The 17326-nt window shown below is 69.9% G+C and carries 22 protein-coding genes, 1 tRNA gene and 1 pseudogene; 13 read left to right on the forward strand and 11 right to left on the reverse strand.

The features are described 5' to 3' along the window. Nucleotides 1-15: 15 nt before the first annotated feature. The 3 genes and pseudogenes from BM145_RS10210 (at nucleotide 16) to BM145_RS10220 (ending at nucleotide 1857) form a co-directional block, all read left to right on the forward strand. A complete protein-coding gene (locus BM145_RS10210) occupies nucleotides 16-792 on the forward strand; it encodes a transglutaminase-like domain-containing protein (protein WP_093333543.1) in 777 nt (258 codons plus the stop codon). Between the two features lie 60 nt (nucleotides 793-852). Next, nucleotides 853-1119, forward strand: coding sequence for a hypothetical protein (locus tag BM145_RS10215; protein ID WP_093333544.1), 267 nt, complete (start codon nucleotides 853-855; stop codon nucleotides 1117-1119). A 183-nt stretch (nucleotides 1120-1302) separates the two neighbouring features. After that, nucleotides 1303-1857, forward strand: a pseudogene (locus BM145_RS10220) (hypothetical protein). Between the two features lie 19 nt (nucleotides 1858-1876). Here the strand turns inward: BM145_RS10220 and BM145_RS10225 are convergent. Continuing rightward, the gene (locus tag BM145_RS10225) at nucleotides 1877-2608 is read right to left on the reverse strand and encodes an extensin-like domain-containing protein (protein WP_093333545.1); all 732 of its coding nucleotides are present in this window, start codon (nucleotides 2606-2608) and stop codon (nucleotides 1877-1879) included. Beyond that, nucleotides 2608-3339, reverse strand: coding sequence for an NUDIX domain-containing protein (locus tag BM145_RS10230; RefSeq protein WP_093333546.1), 732 nt, complete (start codon nucleotides 3337-3339; stop codon nucleotides 2608-2610). The genes BM145_RS10225 and BM145_RS10230 overlap by 1 nt, the downstream gene beginning before the upstream one ends. A 291-nt stretch (nucleotides 3340-3630) precedes the next feature. Between BM145_RS10230 and BM145_RS16530 the strand changes: the two genes are divergently transcribed. Both BM145_RS16530 and BM145_RS10235 read left to right on the forward strand, forming a co-directional pair. Then, a complete protein-coding gene (locus BM145_RS16530; protein ID WP_281244359.1) occupies nucleotides 3631-3753 on the forward strand; it encodes a hypothetical protein in 123 nt (40 codons plus the stop codon). Continuing rightward, nucleotides 3750-4391: a 2-dehydro-3-deoxy-6-phosphogalactonate aldolase gene (locus BM145_RS10235; protein WP_093333547.1), complete on the forward strand. Its 642-nt coding sequence runs from the start codon at nucleotides 3750-3752 to the stop codon at nucleotides 4389-4391. Before BM145_RS16530 ends, BM145_RS10235 begins: the two co-directional genes overlap by 4 nt. Before the next feature lie 229 nt (nucleotides 4392-4620). Here BM145_RS10235 and BM145_RS10240 read toward each other — a convergent pair. Beyond that, nucleotides 4621-4696: transfer RNA gene (locus BM145_RS10240), tRNA-Ala, on the reverse strand. 236 nt (nucleotides 4697-4932) lie between these two features. Here BM145_RS10240 and BM145_RS10245 point away from each other — a divergent pair. Next, on the forward strand, nucleotides 4933-6000 hold the full coding sequence (locus BM145_RS10245) for a DUF2171 domain-containing protein (protein ID WP_093333548.1): 1068 nt from the start codon (nucleotides 4933-4935) through the stop codon (nucleotides 5998-6000). A gap of 115 nt (nucleotides 6001-6115) precedes the next feature. Next, the gene (locus BM145_RS10250) at nucleotides 6116-7102 is read left to right on the forward strand and encodes an NADP-dependent oxidoreductase (protein WP_093333549.1); all 987 of its coding nucleotides are present in this window, start codon (nucleotides 6116-6118) and stop codon (nucleotides 7100-7102) included. 27 nt (nucleotides 7103-7129) lie between these two features. On the opposite strand, the gene ypfJ is transcribed toward BM145_RS10250, so the two are convergent. Further along, on the reverse strand, nucleotides 7130-8017 hold the full coding sequence (ypfJ, locus tag BM145_RS10255; protein ID WP_093333550.1) for a KPN_02809 family neutral zinc metallopeptidase: 888 nt from the start codon (nucleotides 8015-8017) through the stop codon (nucleotides 7130-7132). 102 nt (nucleotides 8018-8119) lie between these two features. Between ypfJ and BM145_RS10260 the strand changes: the two genes are divergently transcribed. Together BM145_RS10260 and BM145_RS10265 are read left to right on the forward strand one after the other, a co-directional pair. Continuing rightward, on the forward strand, nucleotides 8120-8905 hold the full coding sequence (locus BM145_RS10260) for a 3-hydroxybutyrate dehydrogenase (RefSeq protein WP_093333551.1): 786 nt from the start codon (nucleotides 8120-8122) through the stop codon (nucleotides 8903-8905). After that, nucleotides 8902-9510, forward strand: a complete 609-nt coding sequence (locus BM145_RS10265; protein ID WP_245739247.1) for a DUF4893 domain-containing protein — start codon at nucleotides 8902-8904, stop codon at nucleotides 9508-9510. The genes BM145_RS10260 and BM145_RS10265 overlap by 4 nt, the downstream gene beginning before the upstream one ends. A 127-nt stretch (nucleotides 9511-9637) precedes the next feature. Here the strand turns inward: BM145_RS10265 and BM145_RS10270 are convergent, their stop codons facing one another. Both BM145_RS10270 and purE read right to left on the reverse strand, forming a co-directional pair. Beyond that, nucleotides 9638-10693, reverse strand: a complete 1056-nt coding sequence (locus BM145_RS10270) for a 5-(carboxyamino)imidazole ribonucleotide synthase (protein ID WP_093333644.1) — start codon at nucleotides 10691-10693, stop codon at nucleotides 9638-9640. Beyond that, the gene (gene purE, locus BM145_RS10275) at nucleotides 10693-11169 is read right to left on the reverse strand and encodes a 5-(carboxyamino)imidazole ribonucleotide mutase (protein WP_093333552.1); all 477 of its coding nucleotides are present in this window, start codon (nucleotides 11167-11169) and stop codon (nucleotides 10693-10695) included. Before purE ends, BM145_RS10270 begins: the two co-directional genes overlap by 1 nt. A 164-nt stretch (nucleotides 11170-11333) precedes the next feature. On the opposite strand from purE, the gene BM145_RS10280 reads away from it, so the two are divergent. Beyond that, nucleotides 11334-12029: an NnrU family protein gene (locus BM145_RS10280; RefSeq protein ID WP_093333553.1), complete on the forward strand. Its 696-nt coding sequence runs from the start codon at nucleotides 11334-11336 to the stop codon at nucleotides 12027-12029. 4 nt (nucleotides 12030-12033) lie between these two features. Here the strand turns inward: BM145_RS10280 and gpmA are convergent, their stop codons facing one another. Genes gpmA through BM145_RS10300 form a run of 4 tightly spaced genes read right to left on the reverse strand, consistent with a single transcriptional unit; the run spans nucleotide 12034 to nucleotide 14934 of the window. After that, nucleotides 12034-12720 (reverse strand): 2,3-diphosphoglycerate-dependent phosphoglycerate mutase, encoded by a 687-nt coding sequence (gpmA, locus tag BM145_RS10285; RefSeq protein ID WP_093333554.1) that lies wholly within the window; start codon nucleotides 12718-12720, stop codon nucleotides 12034-12036. Between the two features lie 11 nt (nucleotides 12721-12731). Next, complete coding sequence (locus BM145_RS10290; protein WP_093333555.1) at nucleotides 12732-13184, reverse strand: GNAT family N-acetyltransferase; 453 nt, start codon at nucleotides 13182-13184, stop codon at nucleotides 12732-12734. Nucleotides 13185-13192: 8 nt separating this feature from the next. Continuing rightward, nucleotides 13193-14314 carry a M14 family metallopeptidase gene (locus tag BM145_RS10295; protein WP_093333556.1) on the reverse strand — a complete coding sequence of 374 codons (1122 nt, stop codon included), beginning with the start codon at nucleotides 14312-14314 and terminating at the stop codon, nucleotides 13193-13195. Then, the gene (locus BM145_RS10300) at nucleotides 14311-14934 is read right to left on the reverse strand and encodes a DUF4136 domain-containing protein (RefSeq protein WP_093333557.1); all 624 of its coding nucleotides are present in this window, start codon (nucleotides 14932-14934) and stop codon (nucleotides 14311-14313) included. Before BM145_RS10300 ends, BM145_RS10295 begins: the two co-directional genes overlap by 4 nt. A gap of 130 nt (nucleotides 14935-15064) precedes the next feature. Between BM145_RS10300 and ykgO the strand changes: the two genes are divergently transcribed. Both ykgO and BM145_RS10310 read left to right on the forward strand, forming a co-directional pair. Next, entirely contained in the window at nucleotides 15065-15190 is a 126-nt protein-coding gene (ykgO, locus tag BM145_RS10305; protein WP_003046794.1) for a type B 50S ribosomal protein L36, read from the forward strand. A gap of 14 nt (nucleotides 15191-15204) precedes the next feature. After that, nucleotides 15205-15825, forward strand: coding sequence for an HAD family hydrolase (locus BM145_RS10310; RefSeq protein WP_093333558.1), 621 nt, complete (start codon nucleotides 15205-15207; stop codon nucleotides 15823-15825). Here the strand turns inward: BM145_RS10310 and BM145_RS10315 are convergent. After that, entirely contained in the window at nucleotides 15822-16406 is a 585-nt protein-coding gene (locus tag BM145_RS10315) for a L,D-transpeptidase family protein (protein WP_093333559.1), read from the reverse strand. The two genes, BM145_RS10310 and BM145_RS10315, sit on opposite strands and share 4 nt — an antisense overlap. Nucleotides 16407-16613: 207 nt before the next feature. On the opposite strand from BM145_RS10315, the gene BM145_RS10320 reads away from it, so the two are divergent. Beyond that, complete coding sequence (locus BM145_RS10320) at nucleotides 16614-17306, forward strand: murein L,D-transpeptidase catalytic domain family protein (protein WP_093333560.1); 693 nt, start codon at nucleotides 16614-16616, stop codon at nucleotides 17304-17306. The last annotated feature ends 20 nt before the right edge of the window (nucleotides 17307-17326 follow it).

Below are 17326 nucleotides of genomic sequence, written 5' to 3' on the forward strand. Positions count from 1 at the left end.
CGAGAGGGAGCGTCCATGCGCCTGACGATCGAGGCCGATCTCGACTATCTCCTGCCGCGCCCCGCCGACGTGCTGTTGCAGGTCGAGGTGGCGGCGATGGCGGACCAGCGGATCGAGACGGCGAGCCTGACGGTCGGGTCGGACCTGCCGCTCGGGGCGGTCGTGGGCGAGGACGGGATCGGCCAGCGCTGCTGGGTGCGCGGCGCCGACCGGCTCGTCGCGACCTATCGCGCGACGGTGACGGTGGTGCGGGAGGAGGTGGTACTCGCCGCCCTGCCCGCCACGTCGGTGCGGCTGCTGCCGGCGGAGACGGTGGCGTACCTGCTGCCCAGCCGCTACTGCCAATCCGACCGGTTCGAGGGCTTCGTCGCGCGCGAGTTCGCCGGCTTGACGGGCGGCGCGATGGCGGCGGCGCTGGTCGATTGGACGCGGATGTCGCTGGATTACGCCGGCGACGGCAGCACGGGGACGACCACCGCGCTCGACACCTTCGCCTCACGCCGCGGCGTGTGCCGCGACTACGCGCACCTGCTGGTGGCGCTGGCGCGGGCGGCCGAGATCCCGGCGCGCTGCGTCGCCGCCTACGCGCCCGGCGTTGATCCGCCCGACTTCCACGCGGTGGCGGAGCTGTGGCTGGACGGCGCGTGGCGGCTGGTCGATCCGACCGGCATGGCGCGGAGCGACGAGATCGCGCGGGTGTGCGTCGGCCGCGACGCCACCGACATCGCGTTCATGACCGTGTTCGGCACCGCCACCTTCGTGCGCCAGCGCGTGTCGGTACGGCGGGAATAGGAACGCGCGAGGCCGCCGATCGTTTTGATGGGCGAACGAATTCACAGCGAGGGACCAGCCATGAACTCCATCGACGACCGCGCACTCGACAGCATGTCGGTGGCCCCCGACGAGGGCGGCGCCGGCGGCAGCCGCGATCCGCGGCAGGACGCCGGCCAGGACAAGTCGATCGCCAAGCGGTTGCAGAAGAACCCCGACAGCGTCGATGCGCGCCTCGACAACGGGTTGGACGAGACGATGGACGGCAGCGATCCCGTGTCGATCAGCGAGCCCAACGACGACGGCGAGCCGGCACCCTCGTCAGGGTTCGACGAGGACAAGCGCTGAACAAAAGGCTTTCCATCATATCGCCGCTACGCGAGCGTAGCGACATTGCCCATGCGGACACCCAATTTTGCACGGTGTAGCGGACCGGGCTCTGCAATGCGGCGGGCAGACGATCCGTTAAGGCTATGGTTAACCACGGCGGCGTAGACCATCCCTGGTGCGTGGGAGCGGATGGGACAGTCGATGGCATCAGGGATGAAGCCGGCGCAAGGGTCGATGGCGCTGGCGGAAATGAAGGAGTTTGCGAGCTTCCCGGCCGCCACTCAGCGGTACATTCGCCGCTCGCTGGATATCGGCCTCGACCGCGACGACGCTGTGGCGCGCTGGTCGCGGGACGTGGTCGAGTCCGCCAGCATCCGCGCGCAGGCGAAACTCTATGGTGGCCTGCCGATGCTTAGCGAGACGGTGCCCGACGATAGCGGGCTCGACGCGGTGGAGCCGTTCCTGGCGCCGCTCATCACCGTCGTCGCGTTTGATCTGGGGCAGTGACGCCTGCCGAGCTTCGCGGCCGTGCGCTTCCTCTACGAGCGGCTGATCGGCGCCGAAGTCCGGCCGTGGCTGCCCGCCGCCTTCTGCGCCGCGGCGGCGCTGCCGCATCTCCATCCCGAGCTTCGGCGCAAGCTGCTCCAGTCGATCAGCGAGGTGGCGGCAACGGCGGTGGGCTGGTCCAACCGGCAGCCGGGGTTCTTTCCGCACTGGGTGGAGAAGGTCGAAGGCGGGCAGGCGCTGCCCAACTGACCGGCGGCGGCGCGCATGGCTAACGGCAGGCGCGCCAGCCCATGCCGCCTCGCGCAGCCTGGTCGAGGTGGAGATGATCCCGGTGTGCCGCGTTGTAGTCGGGCGACAGCGTCGTCGCGAACAGGTCGCACGCCCCGTCGCGTACCGCGCGGAGAAAGCGGGCGGCGTCGTCGTCGCCCTGCCAGTCGCGCGCGACCGTGATGCGCCGGCCATCGGCGAGGCGGAAGCCGGCGATGTCGATCGCGTCGGCGGTGGAATGCTCGCTCCAGCTGCCCGCGTCGCGGCCGTAGAGGCGGCGGCAGCTATAACTGCCGAAGTGATCGATCGTGACGATCGGGCTGCCGAGGATCGAGCGGGCGGCGGGCTGCACCACCTCCCACTCCCATACCGCCAGCGCGGCCGCGACCGGGCAGGCGGTGCCGAGCCCGGCGGGTGCTAAGCCGATCCGGCGCGGGCCGCCGGCGGTGAAGCGCACGCCGTCGGCGTAGCCGCACTCCCCAGCGCCCGCACGCGGCGGCAGCGCGGTGTAGCGGACGCCGGCGCGGTCGAGCGCGGCGCGGCAGGCGGGAAAATCGTCGGTGAGCGCGGTGAGCTTGCGGCCGGTGAACAGGCCGACGGGCTGCGCCAGGTCGAGCGGCGTCCAGGGTAGGTCCTGGGGCCGTCCCCGCAGGCTGCTCCAGGCCAGGAACAGCAGCGCCACCGCGATGCCGCCGCCGACGATCAGCCCGGCGACGCGGCGCACCGCTCGCATCAGCCGCGCATCGCCGCACCGAGCGGCTCGGCGGTGATCGGGTAGCCGAGATCGTCGGGAATACAGAGCTGGTCGATCCCGCCGCGCCGCTCAACCGCCGGCGTGATCGTGCGCACCGGGTGGGCGGCGGCATCCGCCACCGCTTCCTCGAATGACGCGAAGCGGGCGAGCCGTTCCAGGTTGCGACGCGTGGGGTAGATGATCGTCGCAGCGCCCGCGTCGGCGGCGGCGAGCATTGCCGCGGCGGTGGTCCAGCACAGCCGCACATTCTCGGTCTGGTCGACCGTGGCGACTGCATCATCGGCTATGCGAGCGAGATAGAAGCGCGTGTCGAAGACACGCACCGGCGCGTGCGCGGGCAGCCAGCGGGCGAACGGCACCAGCTGATCGGGGGTGAGGCGCAGCCCCGCGGCGGTGAGCAGCGTCTGGAACGCCTCGCCGCGGTGAAGGCCCGCGCGCAGCGCGGCGATGGTGTCGGCCGCGGGGGGCGGGTGGAGCCCAACGGCGAGCCCCGTCTCCTCGATCGTCTCGCGGATCGCGGCGACGCGGGCGGCGCCTTCGTCGTCGGCGGCGAGCGCGTGGTCACCGGGATCGACGCGGCCACCGGGAAACACGCTGGCACCGCCGGCAAAGGCCAGCGCGCGCGACCGCTCCACCATCAGCAGCTCGGGCGGGCCCGATGCGACGGCGCGGAACAGGACCAGCGTGGCGGCGGGGATCGGATCGGTCATACCATGGCACAACGCGTGGATGGACGATCGGTGCGGCCGGCGTGAACGGGCGATGGAGCTGAGGGGAGTTGAGCTCCTGTCGGCGGCAGGCGGCGATCCGCCGGCCCATCGCGAGTTCGCGCCAGCCTTTGGTGCATCTGACCTCGCGCAACGTCGTGCCTCGGCGCGGTCCGGCGTCGTTGCCGAGCCATGAACACCATGCGGCGCGATACATCCGGCATCAGCGACGTCGGATCATACTATATTTGCCGTGACAATCCGTAACCGTGTCACGATAGGCCTCGATGGAGAATGACAGATCTGTCCTATGAATTGCCGGCGGAAGGAAAGGCGGGGACGTTGTTCGAGAAGCGATCGAACAGCCACGCGGCGTTCGTCGCCGGCATCACCCGCATCCAGGAGCAGACCGCATGAACCATCGGGACCGTTTCGACGAGGCGTTCGCGCACTTCCCGCTCGTCGCGATCCTGCGCGGGGTTCGCCCCGACGAGGTCGAGGCGATCGGCGAGGAACTGGTCGCCGCGGGGTTCACGATCCTTGAGGTGCCGATGAATTCGCCCGAACCGCTCGAGAGCGTCGAGCGCCTGGCGCGATCGCTCGCCGGGCGCGCGGTGGTGGGCGCAGGGACGGTACTCCGCGTCGAGGACGTCGCCGCGGTCGCGGCGGCCGGCGGTACGGTCATCATCGCCCCCAATGCCGACACCGACGTGATCGCCGCCGCCGCCGCCGCGGGGCTGGTCGCCCTTCCCGGCATCGCCACGCCGACCGAGGCGTTCGCCGCGCTGGCGGCCGGGGCCGCCGCGCTCAAGCTCTTCCCGGCCGAGGCCGCGTCCCCGGCGGTGCTCAAGGCGATGCGGGCGGTACTGCCGCAGGGGACGCGCATCCTCCCCGTCGGCGGCATCGCGCCCGACACGATGGCGCCGTGGCAGGAGGCGGGTGCGGCCGGTTTCGGGCTCGGCTCCGCCCTCTACAAGCCGGGCATGACCGCGGCGGAGGTGGGCGAGCGTGCCCGTGCCTTCGCCGCGGCGCTCGGCGACACGGCTCGGGCTTGAGGGCTGACGCGCTTGTACGCCGCGCGGCGTGCCCCCACACGGCGAATAACGGTGCGTCATGTCGCTCCGCCCATCACGCTGGCCCGAGCCACCAAGCGATCGGGGTGCTGTCGATTCCGTCCAGGTCGATCCGACGCGCCCTCGATGAGAAGGCTTCAGCAGCATAACCGAAGCGGCTGCTGACGGCGACTGACGTCTCGATTGCCTGGGAAATTGTCGAACGGGCGGGTGGTGGAGCTGAGGGGAATCGAACCCCTGACCTCTGCAGTGCGATTGCAGCGCTCTCCCATCTGAGCTACAGCCCCGCACCCGTTCGGGCACCCGGCCGCGACCGGGTGCGCCGCCTTTACCGGGCCGCATCCGGGGATGCAACAAGGGGTACGCGATCCGCCGCATTCTTTTTCGCCGCGGCGAGTGGCGACGTGTTCGCGACCGGCGGAGCGGGGCGGGCCGGAACACCCGCGCGAAACAGTCGTTTTCCCGCCAGCAACCGCGCCTCGCGCGAGACGGGGCGGGTCGCCGCAGGAAAACGGAGACAGCCATGGTGTACGATCGCAATTCGCGCGAGGGCACTCGCGCCGGCCAGTTCGATTACGAGCGGGATTACGGCTCGGGCCGGGACAACACATATTCCAGCGCGCGCGAATATGGGGCGGCAGGCATGTACGGCGACGGTCGGGACGATCGCGGCGGTTACGGGCGGTCGGACGCGGGGCGCGGCTATGGCGACCGGCAGGGCTATGGCGATCGCCAAGGGTACGGCGATCGGCAGGACTATGGCCGCCGGGCGTACGGCGCGCAGGACTACGGCCACGACCGATATCGCCAGCGCGACCAGTACGGCCGTGGTCAGCAGCAGCGCTCCGACTATCATGGCGCCTATGCCGATGACGGTCGGCCGTTCGAGGATGTCGGCCGCAACCGCCACGCCGACGACGATAACCGTCGCCAGGGCCAGCGCGGCGGTTACGGACGCCAGCCGCAGGGCTATCAGTACGAGGATCGCGGCTTTATCGAGCGCGCGGGCGACGAGGTCCGTTCCTGGTTCGGCGACGACGAGGCCGAGCGTCGGCGCGAGCAGGACCAGCGCTACGACGAGCGCGCCGAGCGCGGTCGCCAGGGGCACCGCGACGAGGATTACCATAGCTGGCGTTCCGAGCAGATCGCGTCGCTCGACCGCGACTATGACGAGTACCGGCAGGAGAACCGCTCGCGCTTCCACAACGAGTTCTCGACTTGGCGCACGGGACGGCAGGGTCAGCGCGACCAGTTGAGCAAGGTGACCGAGCATCAGGAAGTGGTCGGCTCCGACGGTCAGCACGTCGGTACGGTCGACAAGGTGAAGGGCGATCGCATCCTGCTGACCAAGAACGACAAGGATGCGGGTGGCCAGCACCACTCGATCCCGTCGAGCTGGATCACGTCCGTCGACGACAAGGTGACTCTGAACCGATCGGCCGACGAGGCCAAGCAGGCGTGGCGCGACGAGGATCGCAAGTCGGCGACGGTCGGCTACGGTGACAACGCCAAGGACCGCGACCAGGGCGGCAACGACGGCCGCGACGCGCAGGGCCGCGGGCTGAACCGCAGCTTCTCCGGCACCTACTGAACCGTAGGTAGCGGCAAGGACGAGGGGGCTCCGGGCGCAAGCCCGGAGCCCCTTTTCGTTTGCGTGGGGGCGTGGATCGCGGCACGTCCAACCGATCACCTCAGGAGACCGATCGATGCCCCGCGCCTGGACCCTCGCCGCCCGCCCGCAAGGCATGCCCCGGTCGACCGACTTCGCGATCGTCGACCTGCCCGTGCGCGATCTGGCCGAGGGCGAAGTGCGCGTCGCCAATCGCTGGCTGTCGGTCGACCCGTACATGCGCGGGCGGATGAACGACGTGAAAAGCTACGTGCCGCCGTTCCAGATCGGTGCGCCGATGGAGGGCGGCGCGGTCGGCGAGGTGGTGGAAAGCCGCGATGCGGGCCTGAAGCCCGGCGACATGGTGCAGCACATGCTCGGCTGGCGCGACGAGGCGGTTGGGCCGGCATCGGCGTTCCACAAGCTGCCGCTGCTCGACGTGCCGCCGCAGGCGTTCCTGGGCCAGTTCGGGATGCCGGGGATGACCGCCTATTTCGGGCTGCTCGCAGTGGCGGAGGCGAAGGCCGGCGACACGGTGTTCGTGTCCGCGGCGGCGGGGGCGGTAGGCTCGACCGTCGTGCAGGTCGCCAAGGCCAAGGGGATGACGGTGATCGGCTCGGCCGGCGGGCCGGACAAGGTGGCGTGGGTCCGCTCGCTCGGCGCGGACGCGGTGATCGACTACAAGGCGGGGCCGGTCGCCAAGGCGCTGGGCGAGGCGGCGCCGAAAGGGATCGACGTGTATTTCGACAATGTCGGCGGCGATCATCTCGACGCGGCGCTGGCCCACGCCCGGCCGCGTGCGCGGTTCGCGATCTGCGGCATGATCGACGTGTACAACGATGCCAAGCCGACCCAGCTCAAATATCTCGCGCGGCTGATCGGCAACCGTGTGCGGATGGAGGGCTTCATCGTCAGCGACCATATGGGTCGCGCGGAGGAGTTCTACCGCGACATGGGCGCAATGCTGGCCGCCGGCACGCTGCGCCGCGAGGAGACGGTGCACGACGGGCTGGACGCGATGCCCGACGCCTTTCTGGGCCTGTTCAGCGGCGGGAACACGGGCAAGATGCTGGTGCGGGTGTAACCGGCGACTTCAAGCGGAGCAACGATCTCAGACCGCGCCCGCTGCGAAGGTATCGCACTGCGCGGGGTCGGCGGTCTGCAGCCCGCGGCGCAGCCAATATTGCCGCTGTGCGGAGGTGCCGTGGGTGAAGCTCTCCGGCGATGCACGACCCTGGGTCAGCGTGTCGTCGCCGATCGCCGCCGCGGCGGTCATCCCCTCCTCGATGTCGCCGGGTTCGAGCCGATCACGGTTGAGCCCGGCCCAGACACCCGCGTAGCAATCCGCCTGGAGCTCCAGCCGGACCGAGGCTGCGTTGCCCTCCGCCTGCCCCGAGGAACGCTGGATGTTCTGCACGCGCTCGGAGGCGCCGGTCAGCGACTGGATGTGATGGCCGAATTCGTGTGCGACGACGTAATATTGGGCAAAGTCGCCGCGCGCACCGAAGCGGTTGGCCAACTCGTTGAAGAAAGCGGTGTCCAGATAGATGTCGTTGTCGCTCGGGCAGTAGAACGGGCCCGAGGCCGACATCGCCGCACCGCAGCCGGACTGGTCGCCGTCGGTGTAGAAGCGCAGTCCGGGCGGGGCGAAGCGCTGTCCGTTGCGGGCGAACACGGCTTCCCACGTATTCTCCGCCGAGCTGAAGGCGTTACAGGTCGTACGACGCTCCGGACTGGCGTCGCAGACGGAGGCGACGCTGGTGCCACCAGAGCGCGACGTCGTCGTCGGCGCGCTGCCGCCGCCGAACATGGAGCCGAGATTGCCGAGGCCACCGAACAGCGCCAGGACGATCAGCACCACGACGATGCCGCCGCAGCCGAAGCGGCTGCCGATCAGCGGCAGCAGCCCGAAGAGGAGGCCGCCGCCACCGCCGCCGAACCCGCCGCCGCCCTGCGCCTCACCGACATCGATGTCGTTATCGTAATCGTCGAGCCGCATGAGAGTCCGCCTGCCAAGTCGTTGCGCGGGTGAAATGCATGAGGATGCGCGGTTGATCCATCGCGCCCGCGCCCGCATGACGGCGGCGAAGGAGAAGGCCCCATGTTCCTGCGAGGAAAGACCGCGATCGTCACCGGATCGACCTCCGGCATCGGCCTGGCCTACGCGCGTGCCTTCGCCGCGGAGGGGGCGAGCGTCGTCCTCAACGGCTTCGGCGAGGCGGACGCGATCGAGGCGATCCGCGCCGAACTGGCCGCGACGAGCGGCGCGGCGGCGCTGTACGACCCCGCCGACATGACCCGGCCGGACGAGATCGCCGCCATGGTCGAGCGCGCCGTGGCGGAGACGGGCGGCTGCGACATCGCGGTGTCAAACGCCGGCATCCAGCACGTCTCCCCCGTAGCCGAGTTCCCGCGCGACAAATGGGACGCGGTGATCGCGATCAACCTGTCGGCGGTGTTCCACCTGACCCAGGCGGCGATCCCGCACATGGTGGCAAAGGGCTGGGGCCGGCTGATCGCCACCGCGTCGGCCCACTCGCTGGTCGCGAGCCCCAACAAGGCCGCCTACGTCGCCGCCAAGCACGGCGTGGTCGGGCTGACCAAGACGGTGGCGCTGGAACTGGCGCGCACCGGCGTCACCGCCAACTGCCTGTCGCCCGGTTATGTCTGGACGCCGCTGGTGGAGAACCAGATCCCGGACACGATGCGCGCGCGCGGGCTGACGCGCGAGCAGGTGATGAACGACGTGCTGCTCGCCGCGCAGCCGACCAAGCAGTTCGTTACGCCCGAGCAGGTCGCCGCCGCCGCGCTGTTCCTGTGCCGGGACGAGGCGGCGCAGGTGACGGGCGCAAACTGGTCGATGGACGGCGGGTGGACGGCGGCGTGACCGCGCCGGCGGTCGTTGCGCTGCTGCTCGCGGCCTCTATGCCCGGCTCGTCGGCCGGGCCCGATCGGCCGCCTGGGCCCAGCGAGTGGCGTCGCGTCGCCAGCCCTGCCGACCGTGCCCGTCTGCGCGGCTGGCGATCCGCCTGGATGGAGGCGCTGGCGCAGGTAAGGGGGCAGGACGGCGGCGCAATCGCCGCCGATCCCGTGCTGTTCGATCCCGACCGCGCGCTGGAGGAGCCGGTACTCCCCCCCGGCCGCTATCGTTGCCGTACCGTCAAGCTGGGGCGCAAGGCCGCCGGCGGCCTCGGCTACGGCGCCTATCCCTGGTTCCGCTGTATGGTCGGTCCGGGGGCGGTGCCGGGCTTCGCCAAGGTCGATGGGTCGCAGCGGCAGGTGGGCAAGATCTATCCCGACACCGACGCGCGGGCGGTGTTTCTCGGCACCCTGTCGCTGGGCGACGAGCGCGGCGCGATCCGCTATCGCCGCGATCCGCAACGCGACGTTGCGGGCTGGGTGGAGCGGATCGGCGAGCGGCGCTGGCGGATCGCCTTCCCCTATCCCGCCTACGAGTCGACGCTGGATCTGATGGAACTGGTGCCGGGCTGAGGGTAGGCAGGCAATCCCCAACCGTTTTTGCTGAGCGAAGTCGAAGCACTGCCGCAACCGGACCGTCCTCGGCCTGTCCTTCGACTTCGCTCAGGACGAACGGAGGCCGCTCGGGCTGAAATTGGCGCTAACGCCGGACGCGCGTGACGTGGCCCATCTTGCGCCCAGGCCGCGCGCTGTGCTTGCCGTAGAGGTGTAGGTGCGCGTGCGTATCGGCGAGTGCGGCACTCCAGGGATCGTCGCCGATCAGATTCTCCATCTCGACCCGGTCCCCCGTTCGCGCGGTCGCACCGAGCGGCAGGCCGCAGATCGCGCGCACGTGGTTCTCGAACTGCGAGCACTCGGCGCCCTCGATCGTCCAGTGACCGGAATTATGGACGCGCGGCGCCATCTCGTTGAACACCGGTCCGTCGGCGCCGACGAAGAACTCGCAGGCGAGCACGCCGACATAGTCGAGCTCGGCCGCGATGCGACAGGCGAGCGCGGTCGCCTCCTCGGCCTGCGCCTCCACCTCGGCGGGCGCGGGGAGGGTGGAGGTGCGCAGGATCGCGTCGCGGTGGACGTTGTGGGGCGCGTCGTAGCGGACGGTGGCGCCGTCCTGCCCGCGCGCGATCAGGATGGAGAATTCATGGGTGAAGGACACGAACGCCTCCAGCACCGCGGGCCCACCGATCGCCGCCCAGGCGGCGTCTGCGTCGGCGAGGGAGGACAGCCGCATCTGGCCCTTGCCGTCGTAGCCGAAGCGCGCGGTCTTCAGGATGGCCGGGCAGCGCACCGTCTCCAGCGCGGCGGCGAGATCGTCGCGGTCGGCAACCGGCGCCCAGCGTGCGGGACGGCCGCCGACCCCTTCGACGAAGCGTTTCTCCGCCACCCGGTCCTGCGCCACCGCCAGTGCGCGGGGGTGGGGGTGGACGGGCACCCGCTCGGCCAGCCATTCGACCGGTCCGACGGCGACGTTCTCGAACTCGTAGGTGACGACGTCGCAGGCGGCGGCGAAATCGCCCAGCACGATGCGGTTGTGGTAATCGGCGCGCGTCAGGCTGGTCGCGGTCTGCGCGGCGACGCTCTCCCGATCGGGGGCGAGCACGTGGGTGCGGTAGCCGAGCTGCGCGGCGGCGACCGCGAGCATCCGGCCGAGCTGGCCACCACCGAGGATGCCGATCGTCGATCCGGGCGGCAGCATCAGTTCGGCGCGTCCGCGACCGCCTCGGTCTGCGCCGCACGCCATGTCCGCAGGCGCGCCGACAACGCCTCGTCGCCGGTCGCCAGGATCGCGGCGGCGAGCAGCCCGGCATTGATCGCGCCGGCACGACCGATCGCCAGCGTGCCGACGGGGATGCCGCCCGGCATCTGCACGATCGACAACAGGCTATCCATGCCCGATAGCGCCTTGGACTCGACCGGTACGCCGAGCACCGGCAGGTGCGTCATCGCCGCGACCATGCCAGGCAGGTGCGCCGCCCCGCCCGCGCCGGCGATCACAACCTTCAGGCCGCGTTCCGCGGCGGTGGCGGCGTAATCGTACAGCCGCTGCGGCGTGCGGTGCGCCGACACCACCCGCGTTTCGTGCGCCACGCCGAGCGCACTCAGCGTCTCGGCGGCGTGGCGCATCGTTTCCCAATCGGACGTCGAGCCCATGATGATGCCGACCAGCGTCATGGCCACCGGTTAGCCGCGCGCGCGGGGCAGGGCAACGGGGCAGGCTCGGCGCCGGCCTGCTCGTCCCGCGATTGGACGGCGCCGCCGGACAGGCGTACGTCACGTTGGTGCACTGAACCGGGTTGCGTCGGCTTGGGGCACGACATCGTAGGGGGAGAAGCTCGATGGACGGAGCGGCAGGCGTGATCGCGGCGGCGGCGGCGTTCGTGGGGACGCATTTCCTGCTCTCGCATCCGCTGCGGCGGCCGCTGGTCGCGGCGCTCGGCGAGTGGGGATTTCTGCTGCTCTACTCGCTGGTCGCGGCGGTGACGCTCGGCTGGCTGGTGCTGGCCTATCGCGCGGCGCCGGCGAGCGCGCCGTGGTGGCCGGTCGGCGACGGGCTGTGGGCGGTCGCCACCGCGCTGATGCTCGCCGCGTCGGTGTTGCTGATGGGGTCGCTGGTCGGCAATCCCGCGCTGCCAAACCCGACCGGCACCACCACCCCGCCGGCCGAGGCGCGCGGCGTGTTCGCGATCACCCGTCACCCGATGATGTGGTCCTTTGCGATCTGGGGCGTCGCGCACGTCATCGTCTATCCCGTCGCGGCGAACATCGTCGTCGCGGTCGGGATCGCTTTCCTGGCGCTGGTCGGCGCGGCGATGCAGGATCGCAAAAAGGCGGCGCTCGACCCGCGCGGCTGGCCCGCCTGGGAGGCTAGGACGAGCTACTGGCCGTTCGCCGCCATCCTCCGCCGCCACGCGCGGGCCAGCGGGCTCGGCGCGCATGCGATCGGCGGCGGGCTGGTCGTGTGGCTGGTCGCCACCTGGGCGCACCTGCCGCTCGCCGGATGGCCCGCCGGCATCTGGCGATGGATCGGCTGAGTTCTCAGCGCTCCGACAGATAATAGCGGTCGAGCGCGGTGAGGTCGTCGTCGAGCTCGTAGACGATCGGCTGGCCGGTCGGAATCTCCAGACCGGTGATCTCGTCGTCCGGAATGTTCGACAGGTGCTTGACCAGCGCGCGCAAGCTGTTGCCATGGGCGGAGATCAGCACCCGGTTGCCCGATTTCAGCGCCGGCGCGATGCGACCGTTCCAATAGGGGAGCACGCGCTCGATCGTGTCCTTCAGGCTCTCCGCCTTGGGAATGGCGATCCCGGCGTAGCGGCGGTCGTTCGTGAGGTCGAAGGCGCCACCATCGGCCGCGGCGGGCGGCGGCACGTCGAAGCTGCGGCGCCAGATCTTCACCTGATCCTCGCCGTGCTCGGCCACCGTCTCCGCCTTGTTGAGCCCGGTCAGCCCGCCATAATGCCGCTCGTTCAGGCGCCAGTCCTTCTCCGTCGGCAGCCACAGCCGACCCATCGCTTCCAGCGCCAGGTTGAGCGTCTTGATCGCGCGCAGCTGGAGCGAGGTGAAGGTGAGATCGAAGTCGAGGCCCTTGGCCGCCATCAGCTCGCCCGCGGCGCGCGCCTCGGCGGCGCCCTGCTCGGTCACGTCGACGTCCCACCAGCCGGTGAATCGATTCTCCAGATTCCACGCAGACTGGCCGTGGCGGATGAGGACGAGCTGCGGCATTGAGGTTCCTTTTACAGGGCCAGCGTCATGAAGCGGTTGTGCGGGCTCGCCTCGTAGTCGGCGAAAGGCTCCGCGTCCACGAAGCCCGCTCGCTCGTACAGCGCCACCGCCGGGCGGTAGCTAGCGGTCACGCCCGTCTCCAGGCTGAGCCGGTCGTAGCCGCGAGCGCGCGCCTCCGCGACGATCCGGCCGAGTAGGGCCGCGCCGATGCCGTGACCCGGCATTGCGGAGCGCATCGATTTGACCTCGCCATGCCTGGCGTCGAGTTGGCGCAGCGCGCCGAAGCCGGCGAGCGTGCCATCGATCCAGGCGGTGAAGAAGGTCACGTCCGCCGCGGCCAAGGCATCGGCACCCAGCGCGAAGGAGAACCCTTCGGGCACCGCGCCGCGCTGTTCCGCCAGATGGGCGGCGAGCAACGCGGCGACATGGGGGCTGCGCGGATCGTCCTGCCGGATGTCGACCATTCCGCCGGCTACAGCTCGTCGATCATGTCCGCGAGCGTCTCCAGCATCGCGTGGGCGAGCCGCTTCGAGCGTTCGGGACTCCAGCCGAATTCCGGATCGGGGTTGGGATCATGATCCTTGAACGGCATCTCCAGCGTCATCGATACCGCGCCGAACCGCTCGGCCAGCTGGTTGGTCGACATCGCCAGGTTGGCGGTGCCGGGTGCCGCCTTCTGGTACCCCTTCTCCGTCTGGAAATCGGGGGTGTGCGCGGCGAGGCGGCGGCCATACTCCGTGAACCTGGCGCCGTGATCGTCGGTCCAGGAAGGAATACCCTCGTAGCCGGCGAGGAAGTTGGCGGGGATCGCCTCGTCGCCGTGGACGTCGATGGCGACGTCGACTCCGGTGCGGTCCATCTCGGCCAGTACGCACAGCACTTCCGGGCTCCGCTCCGGCGAAGGGGCGTGCCACTCGCGGTTAAGATTGACTCCTGCGGCGTTGGTGCGCAGGTGCCCGCGCGCCGTGCCGTCGGGGTTCATGTTGGGGACGAGGTGGACTGTCGCCTTGGCGAGCAGCGCGGCGATGCCAGGCGCGCTCCCGTCGGCGAGATGCTCGATCGCGCCCTCCATCCACCATTCACACATCGATTCTCCCGGATGCTGGCGGGCGTAGAGCCAGACCTGCTTGGTGCCGGCGCCGACCCGAAAATAGTCGATCGCGCGGCCGTCCAGGCTCTGGCCCAGTTCGCGATGCGCGAAACCGGGCAGCGCCGCGGCGCGGGCGACCAGTGCGTCGTGCATCTCGCTCGTATAGGGCGCGAAATAGGCGAACCAGACGAGGGGGCCGTCCGCGGTCCACGTCCATTCGAGCACGCCGTCGGCGTAGCGCGTGTCGGCCATCCGCCAGGCCTGCCGGTCGGTGGAGGCGCGCACGCGGTAGCCGGGCCAGCCGAACGGGTAGGCGGATAGCCCGGCGTTGACGATCCTGAAGGTGAGGGCGCGCCCATCCGCCTCCGCGACCCGGAAGTAGAACCATTGAAAGAAATCGGAGTCGCGGTCGCGGACGATTTCCAGGTTGATCCGGTCGCCGTCGATCGCGACCACGCGGATGTTGCCGCCGTCGAAGGCGGCGTTGATGATGGGGTTGCTCATTTCACCTCTATGGTCCGGCCGGACTCGCCGGGGAAGCCGGCGAACAGTGCGCCTGCGAGGCGTGTCGCCTGATCCCCCGCCTGCGGATCGGCGCGGCGCGGGTCGGAATAGCCGTGGACGCGTCCTTCCCAGACCGGGCTCTGGTCGACGCGGCGCTTGATCGTCACCGCCAACTCGGTCTCGACGATCTCGCGCGCGCCGCCGCCGCCGATCGGGAAGCCGACGCCCCCGCCCAGGCCCACGCCACCTCCGCCGCGGTAGCCGCCGCCCGAGAAGCCGCCGCCGCCGATGCCGATCGACACCGGCGAACGACGCGGCGGTGCGAGACGGCCCTGGCGGGTAAAGGAGACGGTAGCGATCAACTGCGGCTGCGTGCCGGCGGGCGCCAGCGCGTAGCCGTTGCGCAGCAGCTCCGATTCAACGGCGGCGGCGTAGGTCTTGTACTCGATGGAAGCGGGCACGCCCGGCGCGGTCAGCGGCTCGACCCGTATGGTGCCGCGATCGATCGGCTCGCCCAGATGATAGCGCAGGACCTGCGCGGGCGGCAGGCCGCCGCCGGTGGCGCAGGCCGCCAGCGATAGGCCGGCGAGGAACAGAGCGGCGGGCGTGCGGATCGACATGGAACGGACCTCGAATCAAACGTTGCGTGGGCGAAACGCCCGAACTCGCCGGTCCGTTGCTTGACCGGGCACCGTCAGGTCACTATGCGGCGGCGCTTTCCCAGACACTCGAACAAGAAGCATCGGCGCCATGAAGATCCGTAATTCGCTGAAGTCGCTCAAGGACCGGCACCGGGACAACCGCGTAATCCGTCGTCGCGGCCGCACCTACGTCATCAACAAGACCAATCGTCGTTTCAAGGCACGTCAGGGCTGATTTCGGCCGCCGCGATGGGTGGCGATCTTCCCACCGCGGTCATCTTCGACGTCGGTCGGGTCCTGTACGAGTGGGACCCGCGCCACCTCTACGAGCGTCTTATCCCGCCGGGTGAGGCGCTCGACGCGTTCCTGCGCGACGTTGTCACCATCGAGTGGCATTTCCAGCACGATGCCGGCCGCGATTTTGCCGACACGTCGGCAGAACTGACCGCGCTCCATCCTCAGCATGCCGAGCTGATCGCCGCATGGGGGCCGCGTTTCGCCGAGAGCATCCCCGGCCCGGTCGCCGATATGCCGGCGCTGGTAGAGCGGCTGGACGAGGCGGGCGTCCCGCTGTTCGCGATCACCAATTTCAGCCACGAATTCTTTCCGCCGTTCCGCGCGGCTGAGGCAGCGCTGTTCGACCGGTTTCGCGACATCATCGTGTCCGGTGCCGAGCGGTTGGTGAAGCCCGATCCGGCGATCTACCACTTGGCGCTCGATCGATTCGGGCTGCGCGCCTCGGAGGCGGTGTTCATCGACGATAACGCGGCGAACGTCTCGGCCGCCGCGGCGTTCGGGATGCACGCGATCCTGTTCACTGGTGCGGCCGACCTGATCCCGCGCCTGCGCGCGCTCGGCTTGCCCGCTTAGCGCGTCAGCGCGGCGAGCTGCGCGCCGTTGGCCCGCATCGCGTCGGTCATCAGCAAGTCGCGATCGAGCCGGTCGCCGTATACGTCCTGATCGGTGACGACCACGGTGGTGCCGAGATCGGTGATCGAGAACAGGCGCTTGGCGAACTCGGCGGGCAACCGCACGCAGCCGTGCGAATCGGGAAAGCCGGGGTTCTTGCCCGCATGGAGCGCGATGCCGTCCCATGTCAGCCGCTGCATGAAGGGCATCGGCGCACTGTTGTAGAGGTTTGAGAAGTGCTTCTCGTTCTTCTGCAGGATCGGATAGATGCCGATCGGCGTGTCGTTGCCTTCCTTGCCGGTCGAGACGCTGGAGGCGGCGACCAGCGTGTCGCCGCGGTAGACGAACGCACGCTGCTGCGGGATGCTGACGACCACGGTGACGGGATCGGCGGCCACCATCTCCGTCGCGGCGGACCAGACGAACTTGTTTGGCTGGAGCGTGGAGGCGGCGGCGTCGACGGCCAGGGCGGCGTCGCTGGCGAGGGCGGGAGAGGCGCTCAGCGTCGCGGCGGCGGCCAGCGCGAGGAACAGGTGCTTCATCGTCCAAAAACCCTTTGTAAGCTCAACAAACCCCTTGACTTCTTAACGCACGACTATCCGGAAGGTGCCGAAGGTTGTGCGCGACGAGCTGTTCATGGCTTGCGGCGAATGGCGGAACTTGGGTAGCAAGTCGCGGCAAACGCTACAGAATTTTCATCGTTGATCGGGTATAGGGCGGCCAAACGGGTCAACTTTGGCGGGGTATCGATGCACGACACGGACGGGGCGCTGGGGCGTCGGGCGGTGATTCGGAACGGGTTGGTGATGGCGGGCGCGATGGCGATCCCGGGGGCGGTATCGTCGGCGACGCGGCGGCTGACCGCGCGCGACCTGAAGCCGCTGAAGCAGCCGCCCGCCCCCGCACCGGCCCGGCCGCTGGTGTCGTCCAAGGTCGTCCGCCCCGAGCTGCTGCGCCGCGCGCTCGCCTCGCTCCAGCGACATGGTTCGCGGGTGGCGCAGCACGACCGGATGGCGATCGTCGATTTCACCGCGGGATCGTCGCAGCCGCGTTTCCACTTCGTCGACCTGGCGAGCGGCGCGAGCACGTCGCTGCTGGTCGCGCACGGCAGCGGCTCCGATCCGGCGCATACCGGCTATCTGAAGCGCTTCTCCAACGATTTCGGCTCCAACGCCTCGTCGGAGGGCGCGTTCGTGACCGCCGACTATTATGTCGGCAAGCACGGCCGGTCGCAGCGGATGATCGGCCTGGACCCGACCAACTGCAACGCGCTGGGCCGCGCGCTGGTGATCCATTCGGCCTGGTATGCCAATCCCGACATGCTGCGCACCCACGGCATGCTGGGCCGCAGCCAGGGCTGCTTCGCGGTCGGCGAGCGCGACCTGGATCAGGTCTTCGCACGCCTCGGGCCCGGCCGGATGATCTACGCCGCCAAGGTCTGATCCGACAGGCCATCGTCGCG

It is taken from the genome of Sphingomonas rubra (assembly GCF_900115745.1).
GTDB lineage: Bacteria > Pseudomonadota > Alphaproteobacteria > Sphingomonadales > Sphingomonadaceae > Sphingomonas > Sphingomonas rubra.

Bases quoted from the DNA above. Each gene is read 5' to 3' on its own strand.
- BM145_RS10210 (WP_093333543.1), top strand. From the start codon at position 16: ATGCGCCTGACGATCGAGGCCGATCTCGACTATCTCCTGCCGCGCCCC.
- BM145_RS10215 (WP_093333544.1), top strand. From the start codon at position 853: ATGAACTCCATCGACGACCGCGCACTCGACAGCATGTCGGTGGCCCCC.
- BM145_RS10225 (WP_093333545.1), bottom strand. From the start codon at position 2,608: ATGCGAGCGGTGCGCCGCGTCGCCGGGCTGATCGTCGGCGGCGGCATC.
- BM145_RS10230 (WP_093333546.1), bottom strand. From the start codon at position 3,339: ATGACCGATCCGATCCCCGCCGCCACGCTGGTCCTGTTCCGCGCCGTC.
- BM145_RS16530 (WP_281244359.1), top strand. From the start codon at position 3,631: ATGACAGATCTGTCCTATGAATTGCCGGCGGAAGGAAAGGCGGGGACG.
- BM145_RS10235 (WP_093333547.1), top strand. From the start codon at position 3,750: ATGAACCATCGGGACCGTTTCGACGAGGCGTTCGCGCACTTCCCGCTC.
- BM145_RS10245 (WP_093333548.1), top strand. From the start codon at position 4,933: ATGGTGTACGATCGCAATTCGCGCGAGGGCACTCGCGCCGGCCAGTTC.
- BM145_RS10250 (WP_093333549.1), top strand. From the start codon at position 6,116: ATGCCCCGCGCCTGGACCCTCGCCGCCCGCCCGCAAGGCATGCCCCGG.
- ypfJ (WP_093333550.1), bottom strand. From the start codon at position 8,017: ATGCGGCTCGACGATTACGATAACGACATCGATGTCGGTGAGGCGCAG.
- BM145_RS10260 (WP_093333551.1), top strand. From the start codon at position 8,120: ATGTTCCTGCGAGGAAAGACCGCGATCGTCACCGGATCGACCTCCGGC.
- BM145_RS10270 (WP_093333644.1), bottom strand. From the start codon at position 10,693: ATGCTGCCGCCCGGATCGACGATCGGCATCCTCGGTGGTGGCCAGCTC.
- purE (WP_093333552.1), bottom strand. From the start codon at position 11,169: ATGACGCTGGTCGGCATCATCATGGGCTCGACGTCCGATTGGGAAACG.
- BM145_RS10280 (WP_093333553.1), top strand. From the start codon at position 11,334: ATGGACGGAGCGGCAGGCGTGATCGCGGCGGCGGCGGCGTTCGTGGGG.
- gpmA (WP_093333554.1), bottom strand. From the start codon at position 12,720: ATGCCGCAGCTCGTCCTCATCCGCCACGGCCAGTCTGCGTGGAATCTG.
- BM145_RS10290 (WP_093333555.1), bottom strand. From the start codon at position 13,184: ATGGTCGACATCCGGCAGGACGATCCGCGCAGCCCCCATGTCGCCGCG.
- BM145_RS10295 (WP_093333556.1), bottom strand. From the start codon at position 14,314: ATGAGCAACCCCATCATCAACGCCGCCTTCGACGGCGGCAACATCCGC.
- BM145_RS10300 (WP_093333557.1), bottom strand. From the start codon at position 14,934: ATGTCGATCCGCACGCCCGCCGCTCTGTTCCTCGCCGGCCTATCGCTG.
- ykgO (WP_003046794.1), top strand. From the start codon at position 15,065: ATGAAGATCCGTAATTCGCTGAAGTCGCTCAAGGACCGGCACCGGGAC.
- BM145_RS10310 (WP_093333558.1), top strand. From the start codon at position 15,205: ATGGGTGGCGATCTTCCCACCGCGGTCATCTTCGACGTCGGTCGGGTC.
- BM145_RS10315 (WP_093333559.1), bottom strand. From the start codon at position 16,406: ATGAAGCACCTGTTCCTCGCGCTGGCCGCCGCCGCGACGCTGAGCGCC.
- BM145_RS10320 (WP_093333560.1), top strand. From the start codon at position 16,614: ATGCACGACACGGACGGGGCGCTGGGGCGTCGGGCGGTGATTCGGAAC.